This is a genomic window from Vibrio sagamiensis NBRC 104589 (assembly GCF_007990935.1).
In the GTDB taxonomy this organism is placed as follows: domain Bacteria; phylum Pseudomonadota; class Gammaproteobacteria; order Enterobacterales; family Vibrionaceae; genus Vibrio; species Vibrio sagamiensis.
Map to the genome: position 1 here is coordinate 42282 of NZ_BJXJ01000012.1, position 17180 is coordinate 59461.

Below are 17180 nucleotides of genomic sequence, written 5' to 3' on the forward strand. Positions count from 1 at the left end.
TTAATTGTAGTTAGTTTGAAGCCAACGAGATATTGGTCTCATACAATGAAAAACGGGAGTGCCATTAGTATCGATTTTTTGCAGCATATTGATATAGATGCTTTCAATCACTCTTGCGTTTCCTTCAACGGTTAGGTGTTGGCTTGCAAAATTGAAAGCGTTATCAGCGACTTTATTGCGTAAGGATGAATCTTGAATAATGAGCTGGATTGCATTTAAGAGGCCAGCCATTCCAGTGTTTTTATATAGTACCGCACTGTGTTTGTGTTGAAATAGTTCAGGTATTCCACCGGTGATGGGAGCTACGATAGGTAATTTTGCTAAGGCAGCTTCACCTAAAGCTAGCCCAAATGCCTCTTCATAAGAGCCACTTATGAAGGCTTCTGCATTACCCAACATCCAATTGTCCACATTATCCTGGGCACCAACAAAATGAATGCGATCATTGATCTTGAGGTCCATGGCAAGTTGTTGTAATTTTAAGTGATCTTCACCCTCGCCAATAATAACAAGATGGGGGTTATTTTGGTGGTAATTATGCATTCGAATTGCTTGGATTAGGCGATCAAATCCTTTTCTTTTGATTAAAGAGCCTACCGATAAAAAGGTAAAAGCTTTTGAAGGGATTCCAAGCAATGACTTAATATCAATTGGCTGAGCATTTTGATCTAGTGATACTCCATTGTAAACAATATGTATATGCTCTGGAGGATAACCATCTTTAAGTATTTCTTTACTAATATCTTTACTGACACAAAGTAGCCTTGGTGTTAAATGTAATCCGAGTGAAAACCGATCTCGCAAGATATAATGGCAATGCAAATGTGCAAGCAGGGGGGTACGGTTTATTCGTGCAGCAAGACACATCCATTGGCAAGGACCACCGCTGTTCACATGAACTAAGTCAATCTTATGTTCTTTAATAATTTCAGAACCTCGCCTAAACAAGTTATTCCATCCTCCAATGTTCCAACGAGGTGAGCGCCATCCGCCAACGAGATCGAATGGAGAATAATAAGTACATATTTCTAAGTCTTTACAACGAGAAAGTAAAGGTTGACAGTTTGACCAAACAATAGGTTCAAAGCGGTCTCTATCGAGGTTAGTGAGTAAGTCTAAAAGCACAATTTCACTACCTCGAATCCAATTGTCTCCGTAGTGAACGTAAAAGATACGCTTGGGTGCTGTCATTGCTATTTCCTCAAATCACCATTACACAGAAACTATTGCAACCGAAATGCCAAAATATACTTTTTATTTATGGTTATGATATTTAAGATTTTTTTTTGGTAAGGAAAGAGCGAGAATGTTATTTTCTCAGAATGCAAAAATTTTGCCTTTAAGAGGACTTTTCAATTTGATAGTGTTCTATCAATTTAGGAATAATTACTTTGGCAGAAAAATTCTCAGTTATTGTTTTAATAGCGCTTTTTTGGAGTAATAGTCTCTGTTTGGGACACATTGATAAACATTGAACCAAATTCTCTTTTAAGCGAAGGATGTCCTGGGCAATAAAGCCATTCTTACCATGATTTAGTACATCCTTAAGACGGCCAACATCGAGGCTTATGACAATGATACCTCTAGCCATTGCTTCAAGCGCCACCATTGGTAAACCCTCATGTCTTGAAGTAATTAGGAGATACTGAATTTGTGGCCAAGACGCTTCCATATTATATTGATGTCCATGAAATATAACGTTTACTGGCGCATTCTTTTCTAATGCTTCTTTTTCGGGACCATCACCATAAATACTAAAAGAAAGATCTGGAAAATCTTTTGCAATTTCAACAAAGCGATCCGCCCCCTTTTCATGACTGAGTCGGCCAACAAATGCTATTTCTTTACCTAGGATATGGTATGTATCTGGTAAAGAAACAAAATTGTTAATAATTTCTGATGAAGAATATAATTTTTTTTGAATACCATGACTTACAGCAAAACAATGCTCTGATAGAGTACCGGTACAGCGATCAAGAAAATCATAAAACCATACTTTTCCTCTTGGTGATTCTCCAGCATGATAGGTTGAGACTAATTGAGGAAATTTAGAACAATAAATTTTGGCTAACCTTGAAACTAAAGCAGCTTTATAACCATGAGTATGGATGGCCTGTGGCTGGTATTTGACTACAGCTTGTTTTAGGCTTTTGACTAAATGTTGTAGGCCATCAGGAATCGGTTGCTTGGTCAACTCACTGAGATAACTATGTGGGAGGTGGTTTTCTGTGAGTTTTGACGTTAATGCTGCTTGTGGTTGATATTTTACAGCGAAAACCACTCTTGTCTTAATGTTAAACTCTTGTAGCCCTTTTGCAAGTTCTAACACATGCGACTCTATGCCGCCGTATAGGCGACTATCAAGTAAGAGCCATACTTCATATGGAGGAATAATTACATTAGATGTCTGCTTCATCGGCTTCCCAAGCCTGCTTTTTCCTGTAGACAGTAGATGGGCTTAGTTCGAGCATGACAGCAGCATTTAAAACATTCCCATCACAAAAAGCAATTGCATTTTGAATTGCTTCTCGCTCAACGGCCCACATTGGACGTATAGAACCATCACTATTGAAATAGGGGGAAGAAGTTGTCACTTTATTGGGCGTATTTAATGTGGGATGATTTAAAGGTATTGTAGAAAAATTTTCTTTAATTGGCTGGACTGACTCCATGAAATTTTGTGAGGCTGTAGGGGCGTTACTTTTGATATTTTCGAAGTGTTGGGCGCCATTTACAATACTTTTCGAACCTGATTTCTTATTTAACTGAGGTGGTAAATGTTCCAGAACAATCTTGTCATCATTGTTTAAGACAACGATATTTCGAATAATGTTTTGTAGTTCGCGAACATTACCTGGCCAGTGATAATGTTTGATCATATTTTGTGCATCTCTATCAATACTAGTAAACTTCTTTTTATCTTGTTTTGCGTAAGTTGATAAAAAATGCCTGGCTAACATGATTATGTCATCACCACGTTCATGGAGTGGAGGCATATAAATTGGGATAACGTGCACTCTATAATAGAGGTCCTCTCTGAAACGACCTTCTTCCACTTCAGTCATAGGATCCCTATTTGTAGCACTAATAATACGAACATCAACCTTCATTTCTTTCGTAGCACCAAGAGGTGTATAGGTACCTGTTTGTAAAAAACGGAGCAATTTTTTTTGCATTTCCAGTTCCATTTCACAAAGTTCATCTAGAAATAGAGTCCCTCCATGAGCGATTGTTGCTGCTCCTTTTCTATCTGTGGTAGCGCCAGTGAAGGCTCCTTTTACATGACCGAAAATTTCACTTTCCATGAGATCACGAGGTATAGCGCCACAATTTATTGCAATGAATGGCTTATCTCTTCGTTCACTTTGTTGGTGTATAGCTTCAGCACATACTTCTTTACCAGTACCACTTTCACCTACGATAAAAACACTTGCAGATGTTGATGCGACGGAGTCAATGGTTTTGTATACGGCTTGCATGGGTAAGCTTGCACCAATAAAGCCGTGGTAATGATGTCTGTCAAAGGTAGATTGGATGTTTTCAACTAAGCTTTCTAGTTTTGACCGTTTGAGGTGTAAGGATACTGAAGTTTTGAGGCGATCTGCATTTATAGGCTTTTCTAAAAAGTCCTCAGCACCTTTATGAATTAGATTGACTGCGAGATCGACACTACCATGTGCCGTTGCAATAATGACAGATGATACAATATTATGTTCAGTGATCCAGTCTAAAACCTCTTCACCTGACATATCAGGAAGCTTTAAATCTAGAATGACAAGCTGAGGTCTGTTTTTTTCTATAAATCGTATGGCTTCACGCCCAGTTTCAACATGAAAAATGTCGTAAGGCTCATCTTTTACGTACTGTTTGTATAATATTGCAAGAGAGGTAGAGTCTTCTACCAGTAAAACCCTAGGCTTCATAGAATAGTTCCTAACCTTGACTTCATGATTCTTAGATTGATAAGAAATCAGTTTACAAAAACGGCTGACTACCAAATTGAAACTAAAAAATCTGATCGTGATATTCTCATTTTGAGAATGGTCATACTTAATTATTAGCACATCTGACAGAAGATGCAGAAAAAACGAGGTTTTATAGTAAATTAAATTACACAACGTATATTTTATTCATCAAAACCTTGTTCTTTTCTCATATTTAGTGCTTCAAATGATCGCTGTGCTAATTCAGGCAGTGAGCTACAAAGTTCCCATGCCTCTTGGGATTTACCTTCTATACAGAAGGTTTCAATTGCTCTTGCATGACGTGATAATATTCGATTTCCTAGAGCAAGTGCTGAGCTTCCAAGCGTGTGAGCTTCGAATTCAAGGGTTGCAAGATCTTGTTGTCTCATTGCTTCAGTAATCTTTTGGATTCTTTTAGTGGACTCTTCTAAGTAGTGATCGATGAGTGTTGGCATGATCTCTACACAAGTGTCTTTTATCATCTGCTGTATAATTGTTTCGTCAATCAATTCATGTTCAGCTGGAGTATGGCGTGAGTGGTCCATATGAGCTCCTAAATGGTAAATAGATCGCTGTTCTTGATATAGTCATATAAAAACTGTTTTACTCTCTTCGGAAAAATACGTGTTTCTTTAACAGAAAGTAATAACTCGTTTTGTAAGGATTCTGTGTGCTTCATATTAAGAATAGCACCAGTTAAATTAGCATTACATGATGCTAAAAGAGATTTAGCTTGAGTGAGCTGTTTCGTTGTTGTTGAACCATAGCTTGCAACTAGTATCGTTGAATCACATATACCAGCGATGATTTGAGCTGATATATTATTTTTATTAAGACGCAATAAAGGAGAAGTATCAATAATAACCCTATCAAAATCTTCTAGCCAACTTGTCATTGTTTTACTCAACATCGTCGGATCACGGTAAGCTAGTTGCTTAGTTGTTTGTGTAGGAGCAGGAAGACCCATTAAGGTTTGATGATCATTTTTTTGAGTAATCAGTTGAGCTTCATCTTCATTTATCGAGCTATTTAATGCAATAAATGCAGGTTTAAATAAATTTAAATCAACGAAAAGAGTTTTGTGTCCGGCTAAAATCCACCGTTCAGCGAGAGCTGATGCTACTGATGTAACGCCTTCTCCAGATTGGCATCCTACAATACATATGGATCTAAAACCATTGATTTCATTTTGCAAGTAAATCTGCTCTATTTCAGCATGTGTGGCCGGAATACTCATTACAGTGCTCCAATTAGAACAATGGTGGTGGTCAGTTGTAAAATATCTCTTAAACCAGCACGTGCTTTTTCAAGAAAACTGTCTTCTCTGTTTGGTATATAGATGGTATCACCAGCTCTAATTACAGGAAGATCGTAGATATTCGCTGTCCTACTGAACTCTACGAGGTTAAATGTTCTAGCTTGACCTTGGCAGCAGGACAAATTTACAACACTAATTTTTTCCAAATAAGCGCTGTTTGTCGGTCCGCCAGCTTCAGCTAAGAGATCAAGTATCGTCATGTTATCATTGAATGAATAACGACCAGGGGACTTTACTTCTCCAAGGACACGAATAGTAGATTCCTTAGAGCGGTCAAGCCAGTTTTTATCCTTTTCTGGAATATATATCGTATCACCAGGTTTGACTTTTGGAAGTATAGATTCATCACCTGTTTCGAAATATAAAGACAAATTGAGCTTGCTTACTTTAGAGTATCCTAATCCACGGTGAGTTACGCGTATATTATGTATATCTGCAAGGCCAGTTGGACCATCAGCTGCAGATAAAATATCTAAGAAATGCATATTTTCGGTAAATTTGTATCGGCCAGGCGCATTGATTTGACCGAATAGATATATAGAAGAGTCAGAACTTTGATTGATCCATTTTGATTTATCGCCTGCTGTAATAGAAACTACAGAAGGAACTCGAATTACAGCTCCACTTTTGATTTTAGGTAACTTTGACTGTGGGGAACCCATTTTAAGGAATTCATCTAAGTTAAATAATACTCTTTTACCATTAAGAGATATTTCAATTCTTTCCGTATCAGCATCTTTACTTGGACCTCCTACATGAGCTAATAAATCAATGAGGTCCATTTTATTTGACCATTCAATTCTGCCAGGACGAGTGACGGATCCTATTATTGCCACAGTTCTATACGAGGCAGTATTTAGCCAAGATTTTTTCTCGAAATCTTCTTTTTCTGGGATAAATATTGAATCACCAGGTTCGATAGTAGGCAGCTTATTTTTGACAAAACCATTTGTGTAAGCCTGAAGGTTAAATTGAGTAACAGTACCATTAGCTTTTAGGATACGAATTTTGCTCGAATCAGCAAAGCGAGTAGGGCTTCCAGCTTGAACGAGAAGATCCATAAGGCTTGAACTTTTCTGGCTTTTATAAGCGCCAGGAGTTGCCACTTCTCCCATAACATAAATTGTATTAGAGCCTGAGATAGTCGTGCTTTCTTGCTTAGGAACAAAAATAGTGGAACCCGGTGAAATGTCGGGTAATAAGCTATGATCACCAGTGTCAAGGTATCGCTTTAAATCAAAAGTTGTTGGGGCATTATCGGTAATTATTCGTATACGCTCTACATTACCAAAACGTGTGACACCGCCTGCTCGCATAAGTATATCAACAAGTGTGTTGCTTTGTTTGAAACTAAATGAGCCAGGCGCATTAACTTCACCAAAAACTTTAATCGCTAGGGATGAATTTGCACTGTCTCCTGAATCAACTAACTTGGATGCATCAAATTCTTGCTCGACATTACCAACAAGAGGAGAGGCCGGAACAAATAGTATGTCTAAAGAACGAAGCTGTGGTAATTGAGAATTGTCACCGCTATCTAAAAAGCGCTTATAGCTAAACTCCGTATTCTTAGTTCCTCTTTTCAATATGAACTTGTTCAGTTGAGCTCCAGGCCTAAGCCCACCAGCTTCGTGAATAAACATTTGAACGTTTGAAGCAGCTGGCAGTGTGTATTCACCGGGTTTAGATACATATCCTTGTACGGAGACGAGCAATTGTTGCTGTTTAATGAACACACGGGCATTACTCACGTCGCGGTAAATGTTGTTTAAGCGTTCAACTATGACTTTTTCAAGTTGCTTTTCGTTGTAGCCAGCAATAAAAACAGGGCCAATTTCAGGTAGAGTCACTCGACCACGTTTGTCAACCTGAAAGCTTTGATTCAGCGATGCTTCTCCTGGTAGGTTAATTTGAATTAGGTCTCCTACTTTTACCTCTTGTACTTCTAAAGCAAATAAAGGCAGCATGGATGAAAAGAAGCAAAATAGAGTAAATCTTAAAAAGAATTGATAGATTTTCATGGTTTTACTCCTGCTCTTTAAAGTTTGGATGCATTAACATCAATAACTTCAACACTAACTTTCCTATTAGAGAAATGTGCTGCTTCTGGAGTTCCTTCATAGAGCGAAAGAGTACTGTCGACAGACTCTTTTGTAATGCGTGCTTTTGTAATACCGAAAATGTTGAGATAACGTTCCACTTGCTCAGCACGATCATTGGCAAGGTTATTATTGGCTAATGGATCTTCAGTGATGTCTGAGTGACCAGTAATGAGTAAGGAAAGATTTGGTTGCCCACGTAAAATAAATGCTGCTTCTGCTAAATTCCCCATATATGCGGGAGTAATCACTGCCGAATTTACCTCAAACTGGTTATCAATATTGAATAACTCATAAATATCAGAAACAGTTTCTAAGTTACTTCGTAATGAGTTTATGTCATTTGGGGGAGAGCATGAAATCTGTGTGAGAACATAATCGAGCTGTTGTTCTAACTCGTTGAGACGCCTGCGCTGTATGACAAGATCATTGGCTGCATCGACAATAAGACCACCTTCCAGCTCTCGGGCAATTCTATTTTGTTTTTCGAGAGCTTGCACTACAGCGGCTGGAAAACACCAACGAGCACCTTCTGCAATTAAAGCATTTAATTGAAGTTTAGCTAATTGCCAATCAAAACGAAGCCCATGTTCGGGGCCAAGTGGCTCATCTGGCATGATTGGCGAAAACTGGTAATCATCTAGTGAAATGTCCTGTAAACTTTCTGCCATTCCACCATGACCTTTATCAGGATAGCCGAGAGTGGAACACCCCACGACAGTAACTAAGACGAACACTGCAGAGAGTTGCTTAATTAAATACACCATGCCAACCTCCATGTTAACTGGTTTAATTATAGTCCTTTTGAATTTACAGGAATTGCATGATTGATGCGCAGCAAACTCATAATCTCTAAGGGTTGCCCAGAAACATTTTCAATAATCATACTGCGCTCTCGCTCAACAAGACGTTTGTATAAGTAAACAATGGCACCTATACCAGAAGAATCAAGAAATTGAACATGCTCCATATTAATTTCCACTTCTTTATGTTCGTCTTTATGAATAACTTCGTCGATATAATGTTGAGCCTGGCGGCATCCTTTGGCATCTAAATCACCATAAAACTCAATTGCTAAGCGATCTTTATCTATCTCTAACTTACGTAGTTCCATAATTCACTCTCTAATAGTCACGTAGTCTCTCTACATATCAGCATGTTATATGCCAACTTAATTTTGGGGTTAACCTTATGTTTTACAATGGATTATTTTCTTTTTTACTAGTGGTGAATTTTATTTTTTAAAATGAGAATCAAAAAGGTGAGCAAAAAGACTAATTTACAAATGTTAATTTGCTCTAAAAATGGTGCAATTAAAAATTAAGTTATTTGTTGTGTTATGAACTAAGCCTAAATTTATGTTTTTGTAATTGCTTATGACAAATGAATTGGGTTTAAATGGTTTTACTCCTGGTCTTATAGGTTAAATTTTTTAACCTATAAGGATATTGATACATCTTGGGAGTACTTGGGAGTAAAGGAGGAATATTTTGAGTGCTCTGTTTAGGTTTAGATTTTATGAATAGTTTAACTTGTGCATTTGTTCTTATATCAATTTTAAAGGAAACCATATTTAGGTGATAGGTCATGCCACTAAAAATGTCTTTGATAGCTTTAACTATCTTAAGTTCAACACAACTTGAAGTAGACAATGAATTTAAACCGCCTATTGTGATGGCTAAGAGTTATCATGAAGGTGTGAGGATCGCCCAGTATTGGTATAGTGAAAAGCTTGATGGTATCCGAGCTTATTGGACAGGTAATGAATTAATAACAAGAAATGGTAATCGTATTTTTGCACCTAAATGGTTTACTAAAGGGTTACCAGACCATCCCTTAGATGGTGAATTATGGGCTGGACGAGGGTTGTTTCATCTTGTACAACAAACAGTTATGGACAAAACACCCGTTGATAGAGCTTGGCGAAAAATTACCTTTATGGCTTTTGATTCTCCCCAAATTAATGGAGATTACCTGAAACGTTATCAATATCTGATCGACCTTGTTTCTACGAGTTCTTTAGAGCATTTTGATTATGTCAAACATTACCCTATCTCAAGTAAAGCTGACTTGGCTGAACGATTAGAGCAAATTTCTGTTTTAAACGGCGAAGGTATCATGTTGAGAAGAATTTCAAGCCTTTATATTCCAGGGAGAGGAGTAGATTTACTAAAATTTAAGCGCTTTGAAGACGATGAAGCCGTCGTGATTGGATATAAACCAGGAGAAGGACGTTTACAAGGTAAAATGGGCTCATTACTTGTAAAACTGAAAAACGGGATCGAATTTTATATCGGTAGTGGTTTTAGTGACGATGTAAGACGAATTCCTCCCAAATTGGGAACAACGATAACTTTTCGTTTTAATGGGCATACTCAAAACGGTAAGCCTAAGTTCGCTCGATTTATCAGAGAAAGGCTTGAAAGATAGTTTTTTATGTAGTGTCAAAATGACAAGTTCACCGCTTATTGATGTTGACACCACATTCTTTGAAAAGTCGTTGCCAGAACTGAACGTGATCTAAAATTGCTTGTTGAAATTGCTTATGAGTTTGACTGAGACTGTATGTCTCTTTTAATAAAGACATGCGTTGTTCAACTAGAGAAATACCATCGCTAAGTTCCCAATAGGTGCTGTCCAGATAAGCTAGATAAGGCTGAATTTCGTTTATATAAATAGAATTGAACACATTATTTAGGTAGAGGAAACGTGTTTTATCACGCTTGGGCAAACAAATAATTGAGGACCTATTTTTTTCTAAAACATTTGTCGTATGTTTCAACCATTGTTTCGAGCTTTTTAATGAATAATAAAGCTTACCAATTAAGCGTGTTTTTTCAAACTTTTCTTGGAAAATTAGAATACTATCCTCAGGCAGCTTATCAGCGTGTAAAGTTGGAGTTTGATAGTAATTGCTTAATGTACTGAGCCCTTTTTTTATAAATATAGTATCTGCATCGCCTTCATTAACCAGCCATTGTGATGAAGTTAATTGTTTTCGCATCGCGACACTTGTAAAAAATAAATTATCTAGATGGGTGTTGAAATGTTGCCACTTCTGTTGATTCAAATTGATCAATGAAGCCTTATCTTGCTCACCTAAGTTAGGGTTTTGTAGGCAGGTCTCTAAAATTTTTAGGAGCTTTACTTGATAATCAAAGTCATAAAATGCGTCTTGAACTTTGCCAAGTTGATTATTCTTTTGTGCAACTAAATCGAAGAGACCGCATTCACGAAGTTGAAAACTTTCCAGTAAACCTAATGAAAGGCGAGGAAGTGTCTGAAAAAGAGAGCGCTTGGATGGAATCGTCACTGGCGAGCTTGCATCAACTGAGGAATAAGAAACCTCAAGTATATTGGTTAATCTTTGATGGTATTTACCAAAAACTTTTTCCTGTGATGAATTCTGAAGATCACATCCAACAAGGAAGATTACATAGATAAATGAAAACCCAATTTTGACGATTGGTTGTGCTCGATCTTTAAACAAAAATTGGCTCCTGACAATATTAAAAAAAACAGAACATCAATGCCCTTATTTCTGAGCCGTTGCGAAGAATTTGTCGCTACACCAAATAAAGTCTTAGCGGCCGATAAGAAGAGGGGCGTCTCACAGAGGGACTATTCTGGAGCCCCAGCTATTGATACTCGATATAGTCCTAGTACGATCAAAGTGGTGGGCAAAATTTATTGCTGTGCGAATTTCAATTGTTTTTCTGAAGGTTGATTATGTATCCAGTGTAAGCGAAGGCCTAGAAGAATAGCAGCAACAGTAAGACCGATGATAAAGCCTAACCAAAAACCTTGAGCTCCCAAAGGTTCAGTTAGCCAATCGGTCCTTGCTAATACAAATCCAACTGGTAAGCCCAGTAACCAATACGCAACAAATGTACAATAGAAAATAGCACGCATATCTTTGTAGCCACGTAATGCGCCAGCGGCTATAACTTGTATTGAATCAGCACACTGATAAATAGCCGCAAATACAAGTAATGTAATAGCGAGTTCAACGACTTGGGTATTCTGAGTATAAAGGAGAGCGATATTCTCCCGATAAATTACAGTCATAAGCGCCGTAATTATTGAAAAAGCGAGGCCTAACAATATGCCGACTCGAGAAGAAATTTTTGCGGCAGTGGTATTTCCTTCACCAAGTCGATAACCTACCCTTATACTGACCGCAGCACCAATACTCATCGGTAACATGAATATTACAGAGGAGAAGTTGATAGCAACCTGGTGTGCGGCTACGATAAGTGAACCTAGTGGTGAGATAAGTAGTGAGACTACGGCAAATAGAGTCACTTCGAAAAAAATTGCAGTGGCAACCGGAAAACCTAACTTAAACAGGCGCAGTTGGGCCTTGAGTTGAGGTTTATGGAATTCTCTGAAAAGTCTGATATTGTGGAGCCGTGGTGAAAGGGTTACGTATATAACCAATAAAATGAACATAATCCAATAAACAATAGTCGTTGCTACGCCACATCCAATACCGCCAAGAGCTGGTGCTCCAAGTTTACCGTAAACAAAAATCCAATTGAGTGGAATATTGAGTACAAGTCCAATGAAACCAATAAACATTGCAGGTTTAGTCATAGATAAACCATCGGTAAAACTGCGTAAAGTTTGAGATAATAAGAAAGCAGGTACGGCGAAGATGACAGCATGTATATAGCCGAGTGTTTTGGTTGTCATCAAGGCTTCTACTTCCATCAGTTTCAGGATCTTTGGTGTTTGTAGTAGAACAATAATAATAGGGACACTGATCAATAGTGCTAAGGTCATACCTTGCTGAACTTCAAATGGAATTTTAACACGACGTCCAGAGCCATTGAGCTGCGCAACAATAGGTACTAAAGCCATTAGTAATCCAACACCAAATAGGATAGAAGGGAGCCAAATACTTGCTGCTATGGACACTGCAGCCATGTCAATCGCGCTTACACCACCTGCCATGATGGTATCGACAAATCCCATTCCAGTTTGAGCAACAGATGCAACAAATACAGGGGTTCCTAATTTGATTAGGTTAACGGCTTCTTCTCGATAGCAATTCACACCCAACTCCAAATATGATTAATGGGAAACTATAAAAATGACGTCAATGTGCTTGACTTACACTAATACATTTTATTGTTATTTGAAAATATCAAAAAGAGGTACTTGTCTAATGTTCACTTTCAGAGGGAGATATCCTCTCACTCATTTGCATAGAAGCCAAATAGTGAGGCTAACAGAATATACTTATTTATGAAAGATAGGCAAGCTTGTCGATGAGATCTATACTCTTGATACTTTCAGTCAATGGTTATATTTACAACGGTAACTTTGGAAGTGATTTAATAATATTGGATTGAGGTTCTTATCATGATTCTTAATAAGTACTTTGTTTTTCTACCAATGGCACTTGAAAAAGAGGCTAAAAGTAGTGAGAAAGCTGTATCAGAAAAGGAAGCTCAACGTCAAAAGCTAGTTAAGCACGCTCAGTACCTCGGTGGTATATAAGTGATGAAAATTTAATGTCTTACCACCAAAAGGGCAAACATCAAGGTTAATCTCGATGTTTGCCCTTTGTATGACTGACTGCTTCATAGCCATTATGTTCTTAACCAAGTAAGGTAATATTCCTATTGGCTAATGACTTAGCGTTGATACTACTACTTGCAATGAATAAGTTCTCGCTTCCTTTTACAGGAAGTTGTTCCACTAAGGAGTGCTGTAAGGAATCTTTAGCTAATGCGCGCCTTTCTGCTTGTTCACTAGAATCAAGCAGCGTTACCTTACGATTCATGAAAGTTCCTTCTTTTTTATCTCCTATCGAAGCATTATTGTCGAAATGAGTTATGTTCATGTTATTAGGAGTGAAACGAATACCATCTGACATAATATATTTAGACCCTTAGTTCTGAAAAAGCTGAGGCAGCTAAATTACTGTCGGAGTCAACATGTGTTGCGAGTAGAGATTCCCACTGTTCAGCGTGATTGAGTAGCTCAGTTAAAGTTTGTTCAAAATTTTCATAACTTAAATTATCTACAGTAATGAACGTATTGAGACAAAGTTGATGTCTATGATTATCCAAACTGAAAAATAGCTGATGTTCTGACCAATGATAGTTGAAGGCTAGAAATGAACGATGCATCTCAATGTTAACCATCATTAGGTCAGTAACTTCTGCTTCAATTTGCAGTGACTCAGAAGCAGGGTGATAGATAAAATGTACTTTAAGTTTGTCATCAAAAGCCAGTCCCAGCTCATTATCTGTTAACTGCAATCCTGACAAGCCCGTTTGTTGAGCAAAAGTATAGAAAATCTCATTTACGAGTTGGCATGCTGACATAAAGATTACCTGAGTTAGTTTTTAACAAATCTAAGACTTTTATTGTATGAAGTTTACTAAAAATAGTCTCAAATTTTTATTTATTAGTCGTAGTGTCAATATTGAGAATGTTAACCCTTATTAATGGTTATTAATAAATATTAAAAAAACAATATGGCATGAGTTTAATAAAGGGCGTTTTTTATTTCCTATCTATTGTATTTTAAGATGTTTTTTGTGAGAAAATGTTAATGCATAACTTTAACACTATCCTGTGAAATTTAATTTTTAAATTTATTACCAATTAGGTTGAATCTTACTAAAAAAAAATAAAGAATAGATTTTGTTCGGAGAATGAAGTAAATCTATTATGAAACTAAAGACTATTATTAGTTTATTTTTTAGCTTTGTGATACAAGGTTGTACTCAGGTTATACCGATGTCATCTGGCTTTTCAAATGCACTTCAATCGGATATTTCTGGTTGGATATCAGCTGATGGCTATATTCCTCCTGTAAGTACTGTTGTTCAAGTTGAAGTTTGTGCAATGATTGAAAATCAATGCCTTACAGTATCTAAGCAAGACTACAAAGGTATGCAATTACCTGTTCATTACTCTATTTTACTATCACCGGTACAGGCTGGTAATGGGCAGATGAAGGTAAAGGCAACGCTGATATCTTCTGGTGAAATCTTAGCCATAAAAGAAGAACCTTATGTATTCTCGCCTGGTGGGACAAATAAGAATATAGCGTTCGATATTATTTAAAAATTAATAATATTACTCACCAGTCTAAATTAGTTAATGGTTGTTAAGATTTATTAATGATTATTAATAAAATTGGTTGGGTGAGATTGATTGCCTAGTATTGACTATTGAAGAGTCTTTTCTAGAATATCCACCACACATATTGATAATTAAATTACTTATAAGTGGGTATAGAATACCTGCGATTCTTATATTTTGTTGAAAAAATACTCATGGCTTATTTTAAATGAACAATAAAAGAGCATGAGAAATGATAGTAGAGCCCTAAGTTTCTTTGGGGGTTTATGTATTTTATTTAGTACTTCACGGTATTTATATCAGGAGACACACTTGCAAGCGATTAAGACTATTTGCCATGGTGAAACACAAGAAGAAGTGTATCACTCTGAGCATGCTCAAATTGTTGTTGTCCACAGTGGTCAATTGCGTGTTCAAACCAGTAATAGCACGATAGACATTATTGCAGGGCAAGGTTTTTTTCTGGCACAGGGAGAGTACTATCTTGAGTATCTAGTTATTGATGAAGAGTTTAATGCTTCAGTGATTGAGTTTAGGCATGATTTATTAAGTCAGCTCTTACTCAAACATAGTGATTTACTGATGGCGTTACCCAAGACGCAAAGTAATGCGAATGGCTTATTTGCGTTCGGACTCAATGCACTTGTTGAACATGCTCTTATTGGAATGCGAAACCTTGAAAAGCAGCCTCTTCCTGCCGCGATCATGCACTTGAAATATGAGGAATTGTTGATTTTGCTACTGCATGGTGAGAGAGGTGATGAACTTCATTCTTTATTGCACAATATTACTGATAGTACAGCTGATAGACTGCACCGCTTTATGGAACTTCATTACTTAAAAGAGTGGAAGTTGACAGATTATGCTAAAGAGTTTGGTGCAAGTCTTACTACATTTAAAGAGCTTTTCAATGAGCATTATGGCGTGTCGCCGAGAGCTTGGATCAGTGAACGGCGTTTATTACATTCACATAAATTACTTTTAACAAGCAAGATGAGCATTGTCGACATTGCTATGGAAACAGGGTTCTCTAGCCAATCTTATTTTACGCAAAGCTATCGACGTCGTTTTGGAACGACCCCAAGTCGAGTTCGCTCTAACGAAGAGCAGGTGATTGCTGAGCAATAAAATGCCCGAAGACTAAAATTTTCTGACTAATTTTGAAAGGCATTGATTTGTGGATTCATTAGGATCTGAATGATAAGAACACAACCATGAATTTAGCTCATTTTGGACTATTCGAAGTGGATTCGGAGAAGAAGGCAGATGAAAAAGCAATATTTTCAAGATCGTATTAGCTTTCCTAGTAACCAAGTTAAGAAAAGGAAAGTTTCGATATTGAAACAAGGTGCTCGATACGAAACCGATGAGAAATTAGGAACTCGATGCTCAGATAATATTATCAATGTTAACTACCAACAGTTGAGCGTCGAAGGAATTATTAACTTTGAACAGTTGTCTTTGTTACAACGTTTATTAGGTCGAACAGCTGTTGACTGCATTTTGACCAGTCGGTTTATTAAGACGCATCGGCTATTAGGGATTAAATTAGATAAACTATCTGTTCGCCTTTTATTAGAAATAGGTGGTCAGCTAAGTGATAAACGTGTATTGGTAAATTTTGACCAAAAGTTGGCTTATATTAATCAATGTTTGGGCTATCGTTTTAACCTCGGTGCCCCACAAACTTTGATGCAGTGTATTTTTATCACCCTAAAAGAATGGCTAAATCATAAAATCGGGGTTGATGCACTTGAAAAAACATCAAAAGTAAATCAATTAATTAAGCAATTAAATGCCCAGCAAGATTATTGGAATCGAATGTCTGAAGAGGCAGAGTATAGTGTGTTTGCCTTGCAGCAAATTGAGCTATTAACTGAGCAACAAATAGAGTTAAAACAGCAGTATAAGAATAAGGTAGAGGATTCGTGCCCCCTTCAATCACACGATGCATTATTAGCAGATTGGCGTCCAGCCTTAGATAAATTGAGATCATTTAATCGTTTTGAAAGTGTTGATGCTGAATTTCTATCAGAGTGGAAGAAATGGTGCTCAGAAGTTCGTATTCAGGGCCCCGAGCTGAGTGAAGTATGGAATGCATGTGAACTTGCTTACAATGACTTAAATGCATTATCAAAAATTTGGAAGTGGTTTCAGGAGATGGAAACGGTCAGTAGCATCGACCAATACTATTTTGATATCCAAAGCACGCAATTTGGACATAGTTGCAACCACCATAACCCTAAATAGAGAAGGTTTTATATGTTTGAACAGCTAATGAGAACGCTTTCGAAGTCATTAAAGATGGAATCCTTTTTACCACTTAGTGATGGTTCTTATAGCCTAGAAGTTGATAACTTAGTGGTTGCTATTCAACAGCATTCAAATTGGATCTTATGGGAAACCTCGTTATCTTTCCAGTTTTCAGAGCAGTATGATTATCGAGAAGAAGCATCTATTAAGAAATGCATGTTGCACACGATGAGAAAACTGAGAAGCTCACCGAGTACTTTAACGATTAATAAAGATAAACAGCTAGTAGTACAAGGAAAAATTAAGTTAGAAGATTGTTCAATTGAACTATTTATCCAATATCTTTCTGAGCATATTACATTCGTAGAATTACTAAACGATGAACTCGAACAAGAGCATGTTAATAAAAGTATAAACCAAACAGTTTGGCTTCCGTAGCGG

18 protein-coding genes are annotated in these 17180 nt (G+C 37.2%); 6 read left to right on the plus strand and 12 right to left on the minus strand.

Annotated features, from left to right (window positions below; translation table 11 throughout):
* From VSA01S_RS07630 to VSA01S_RS07665, 8 genes are all read right to left on the minus strand, one after another.
* The gene (locus VSA01S_RS07630) at positions 1–1191 is read right to left on the minus strand and encodes a glycosyltransferase (RefSeq protein ID WP_039982733.1); all 1191 of its coding nucleotides are present in this window, start codon (positions 1189–1191) and stop codon (positions 1–3) included.
* A gap of 148 nt (positions 1192–1339) precedes the next feature.
* Positions 1340–2416, minus strand: coding sequence for a glycosyltransferase family 4 protein (locus tag VSA01S_RS07635; protein ID WP_039982732.1), 1077 nt, complete (start codon positions 2414–2416; stop codon positions 1340–1342).
* Entirely contained in the window at positions 2400–3923 is a 1524-nt protein-coding gene (locus VSA01S_RS07640) for a sigma-54-dependent transcriptional regulator (protein ID WP_039982731.1), read from the minus strand. The genes VSA01S_RS07635 and VSA01S_RS07640 overlap by 17 nt, the downstream gene beginning before the upstream one ends.
* A gap of 203 nt (positions 3924–4126) precedes the next feature.
* The gene (locus tag VSA01S_RS07645) at positions 4127–4510 is read right to left on the minus strand and encodes an Hpt domain-containing protein (protein WP_039982730.1); all 384 of its coding nucleotides are present in this window, start codon (positions 4508–4510) and stop codon (positions 4127–4129) included.
* Positions 4511–4518: 8 nt separating this feature from the next.
* Entirely contained in the window at positions 4519–5202 is a 684-nt protein-coding gene (locus VSA01S_RS07650) for an AAA family ATPase (protein ID WP_039982729.1), read from the minus strand.
* Positions 5202–7304 carry an SLBB domain-containing protein gene (locus VSA01S_RS07655; RefSeq protein WP_039982728.1) on the minus strand — a complete coding sequence of 701 codons (2103 nt, stop codon included), beginning with the start codon at positions 7302–7304 and terminating at the stop codon, positions 5202–5204. Before VSA01S_RS07655 ends, VSA01S_RS07650 begins: the two co-directional genes overlap by 1 nt.
* Positions 7305–7321: 17 nt before the next feature.
* The gene (locus tag VSA01S_RS07660; RefSeq protein ID WP_039982727.1) at positions 7322–8149 is read right to left on the minus strand and encodes an OmpA family protein; all 828 of its coding nucleotides are present in this window, start codon (positions 8147–8149) and stop codon (positions 7322–7324) included.
* A 26-nt stretch (positions 8150–8175) separates the two neighbouring features.
* Positions 8176–8496, minus strand: coding sequence for an STAS domain-containing protein (locus VSA01S_RS07665; protein WP_039982725.1), 321 nt, complete (start codon positions 8494–8496; stop codon positions 8176–8178).
* A gap of 473 nt (positions 8497–8969) precedes the next feature.
* On the opposite strand from VSA01S_RS07665, the gene VSA01S_RS07670 reads away from it, so the two are divergent.
* Positions 8970–9812 carry a DNA ligase gene (locus VSA01S_RS07670; protein ID WP_039982723.1) on the plus strand — a complete coding sequence of 281 codons (843 nt, stop codon included), beginning with the start codon at positions 8970–8972 and terminating at the stop codon, positions 9810–9812.
* 28 nt (positions 9813–9840) lie between these two features.
* Here the strand turns inward: VSA01S_RS07670 and VSA01S_RS07675 are convergent, their stop codons facing one another.
* A complete protein-coding gene (locus VSA01S_RS07675; protein WP_227739653.1) occupies positions 9841–10872 on the minus strand; it encodes a DUF3080 family protein in 1032 nt (343 codons plus the stop codon).
* A 197-nt stretch (positions 10873–11069) separates the two neighbouring features.
* Positions 11070–12440 carry an MATE family efflux transporter gene (locus tag VSA01S_RS07680; RefSeq protein WP_039982722.1) on the minus strand — a complete coding sequence of 457 codons (1371 nt, stop codon included), beginning with the start codon at positions 12438–12440 and terminating at the stop codon, positions 11070–11072.
* Between the two features lie 309 nt (positions 12441–12749).
* On the opposite strand from VSA01S_RS07680, the gene VSA01S_RS19955 reads away from it, so the two are divergent.
* The gene (locus VSA01S_RS19955; RefSeq protein ID WP_167325149.1) at positions 12750–12887 is read left to right on the plus strand and encodes a hypothetical protein; all 138 of its coding nucleotides are present in this window, start codon (positions 12750–12752) and stop codon (positions 12885–12887) included.
* 100 nt (positions 12888–12987) lie between these two features.
* Here the strand turns inward: VSA01S_RS19955 and exsE2 are convergent, their stop codons facing one another.
* On the minus strand, positions 12988–13266 hold the full coding sequence (exsE2, locus tag VSA01S_RS07685; RefSeq protein ID WP_039982720.1) for a T3SS regulon translocated regulator ExsE2: 279 nt from the start codon (positions 13264–13266) through the stop codon (positions 12988–12990).
* Between the two features lie 7 nt (positions 13267–13273).
* Complete coding sequence (locus VSA01S_RS07690; protein ID WP_039982719.1) at positions 13274–13720, minus strand: type III secretion system chaperone; 447 nt, start codon at positions 13718–13720, stop codon at positions 13274–13276.
* Positions 13721–14069: 349 nt separating this feature from the next.
* Here VSA01S_RS07690 and VSA01S_RS07695 point away from each other — a divergent pair, with 349 nt between their 5' ends.
* The 4 genes from VSA01S_RS07695 to VSA01S_RS07710 all read left to right on the plus strand — a co-directional run bounded on the left by VSA01S_RS07695 (position 14070) and on the right by VSA01S_RS07710 (position 17177).
* The gene (locus tag VSA01S_RS07695) at positions 14070–14468 is read left to right on the plus strand and encodes a YscW family type III secretion system pilotin (RefSeq protein WP_039979108.1); all 399 of its coding nucleotides are present in this window, start codon (positions 14070–14072) and stop codon (positions 14466–14468) included.
* A 330-nt stretch (positions 14469–14798) separates the two neighbouring features.
* A complete protein-coding gene (locus tag VSA01S_RS07700; RefSeq protein ID WP_280524891.1) occupies positions 14799–15614 on the plus strand; it encodes a helix-turn-helix transcriptional regulator in 816 nt (271 codons plus the stop codon).
* Between the two features lie 138 nt (positions 15615–15752).
* Complete coding sequence (locus VSA01S_RS07705; protein ID WP_039979109.1) at positions 15753–16736, plus strand: T3SS regulon anti-activator ExsD domain-containing protein; 984 nt, start codon at positions 15753–15755, stop codon at positions 16734–16736.
* 12 nt (positions 16737–16748) lie between these two features.
* Entirely contained in the window at positions 16749–17177 is a 429-nt protein-coding gene (locus tag VSA01S_RS07710) for a YscB family type III secretion system chaperone (protein ID WP_039979110.1), read from the plus strand.
* Positions 17178–17180: the final 3 nt, after the last annotated feature.

Coding starts and splice junctions, on each gene's coding strand:
- VSA01S_RS07670 (WP_039982723.1), top strand. CDS start 8,970: ATGCCACTAAAAATGTCTTTGATAGCTTTAACTATCTTAAGTTCAACA.
- VSA01S_RS07635 (WP_039982732.1), bottom strand. CDS start 2,416: ATGAAGCAGACATCTAATGTAATTATTCCTCCATATGAAGTATGGCTC.
- VSA01S_RS07640 (WP_039982731.1), bottom strand. CDS start 3,923: ATGAAGCCTAGGGTTTTACTGGTAGAAGACTCTACCTCTCTTGCAATA.
- exsE2 (WP_039982720.1), bottom strand. CDS start 13,266: ATGTCAGATGGTATTCGTTTCACTCCTAATAACATGAACATAACTCAT.
- VSA01S_RS07655 (WP_039982728.1), bottom strand. CDS start 7,304: ATGAAAATCTATCAATTCTTTTTAAGATTTACTCTATTTTGCTTCTTT.
- VSA01S_RS19955 (WP_167325149.1), top strand. CDS start 12,750: ATGATTCTTAATAAGTACTTTGTTTTTCTACCAATGGCACTTGAAAAA.
- VSA01S_RS07690 (WP_039982719.1), bottom strand. CDS start 13,720: ATGTCAGCATGCCAACTCGTAAATGAGATTTTCTATACTTTTGCTCAA.
- VSA01S_RS07695 (WP_039979108.1), top strand. CDS start 14,070: ATGAAACTAAAGACTATTATTAGTTTATTTTTTAGCTTTGTGATACAA.
- VSA01S_RS07705 (WP_039979109.1), top strand. CDS start 15,753: ATGAAAAAGCAATATTTTCAAGATCGTATTAGCTTTCCTAGTAACCAA.
- VSA01S_RS07710 (WP_039979110.1), top strand. CDS start 16,749: ATGTTTGAACAGCTAATGAGAACGCTTTCGAAGTCATTAAAGATGGAA.
- VSA01S_RS07630 (WP_039982733.1), bottom strand. CDS start 1,191: ATGACAGCACCCAAGCGTATCTTTTACGTTCACTACGGAGACAATTGG.
- VSA01S_RS07665 (WP_039982725.1), bottom strand. CDS start 8,496: ATGGAACTACGTAAGTTAGAGATAGATAAAGATCGCTTAGCAATTGAG.
- VSA01S_RS07645 (WP_039982730.1), bottom strand. CDS start 4,510: ATGGACCACTCACGCCATACTCCAGCTGAACATGAATTGATTGACGAA.
- VSA01S_RS07650 (WP_039982729.1), bottom strand. CDS start 5,202: ATGAGTATTCCGGCCACACATGCTGAAATAGAGCAGATTTACTTGCAA.
- VSA01S_RS07660 (WP_039982727.1), bottom strand. CDS start 8,149: ATGGTGTATTTAATTAAGCAACTCTCTGCAGTGTTCGTCTTAGTTACT.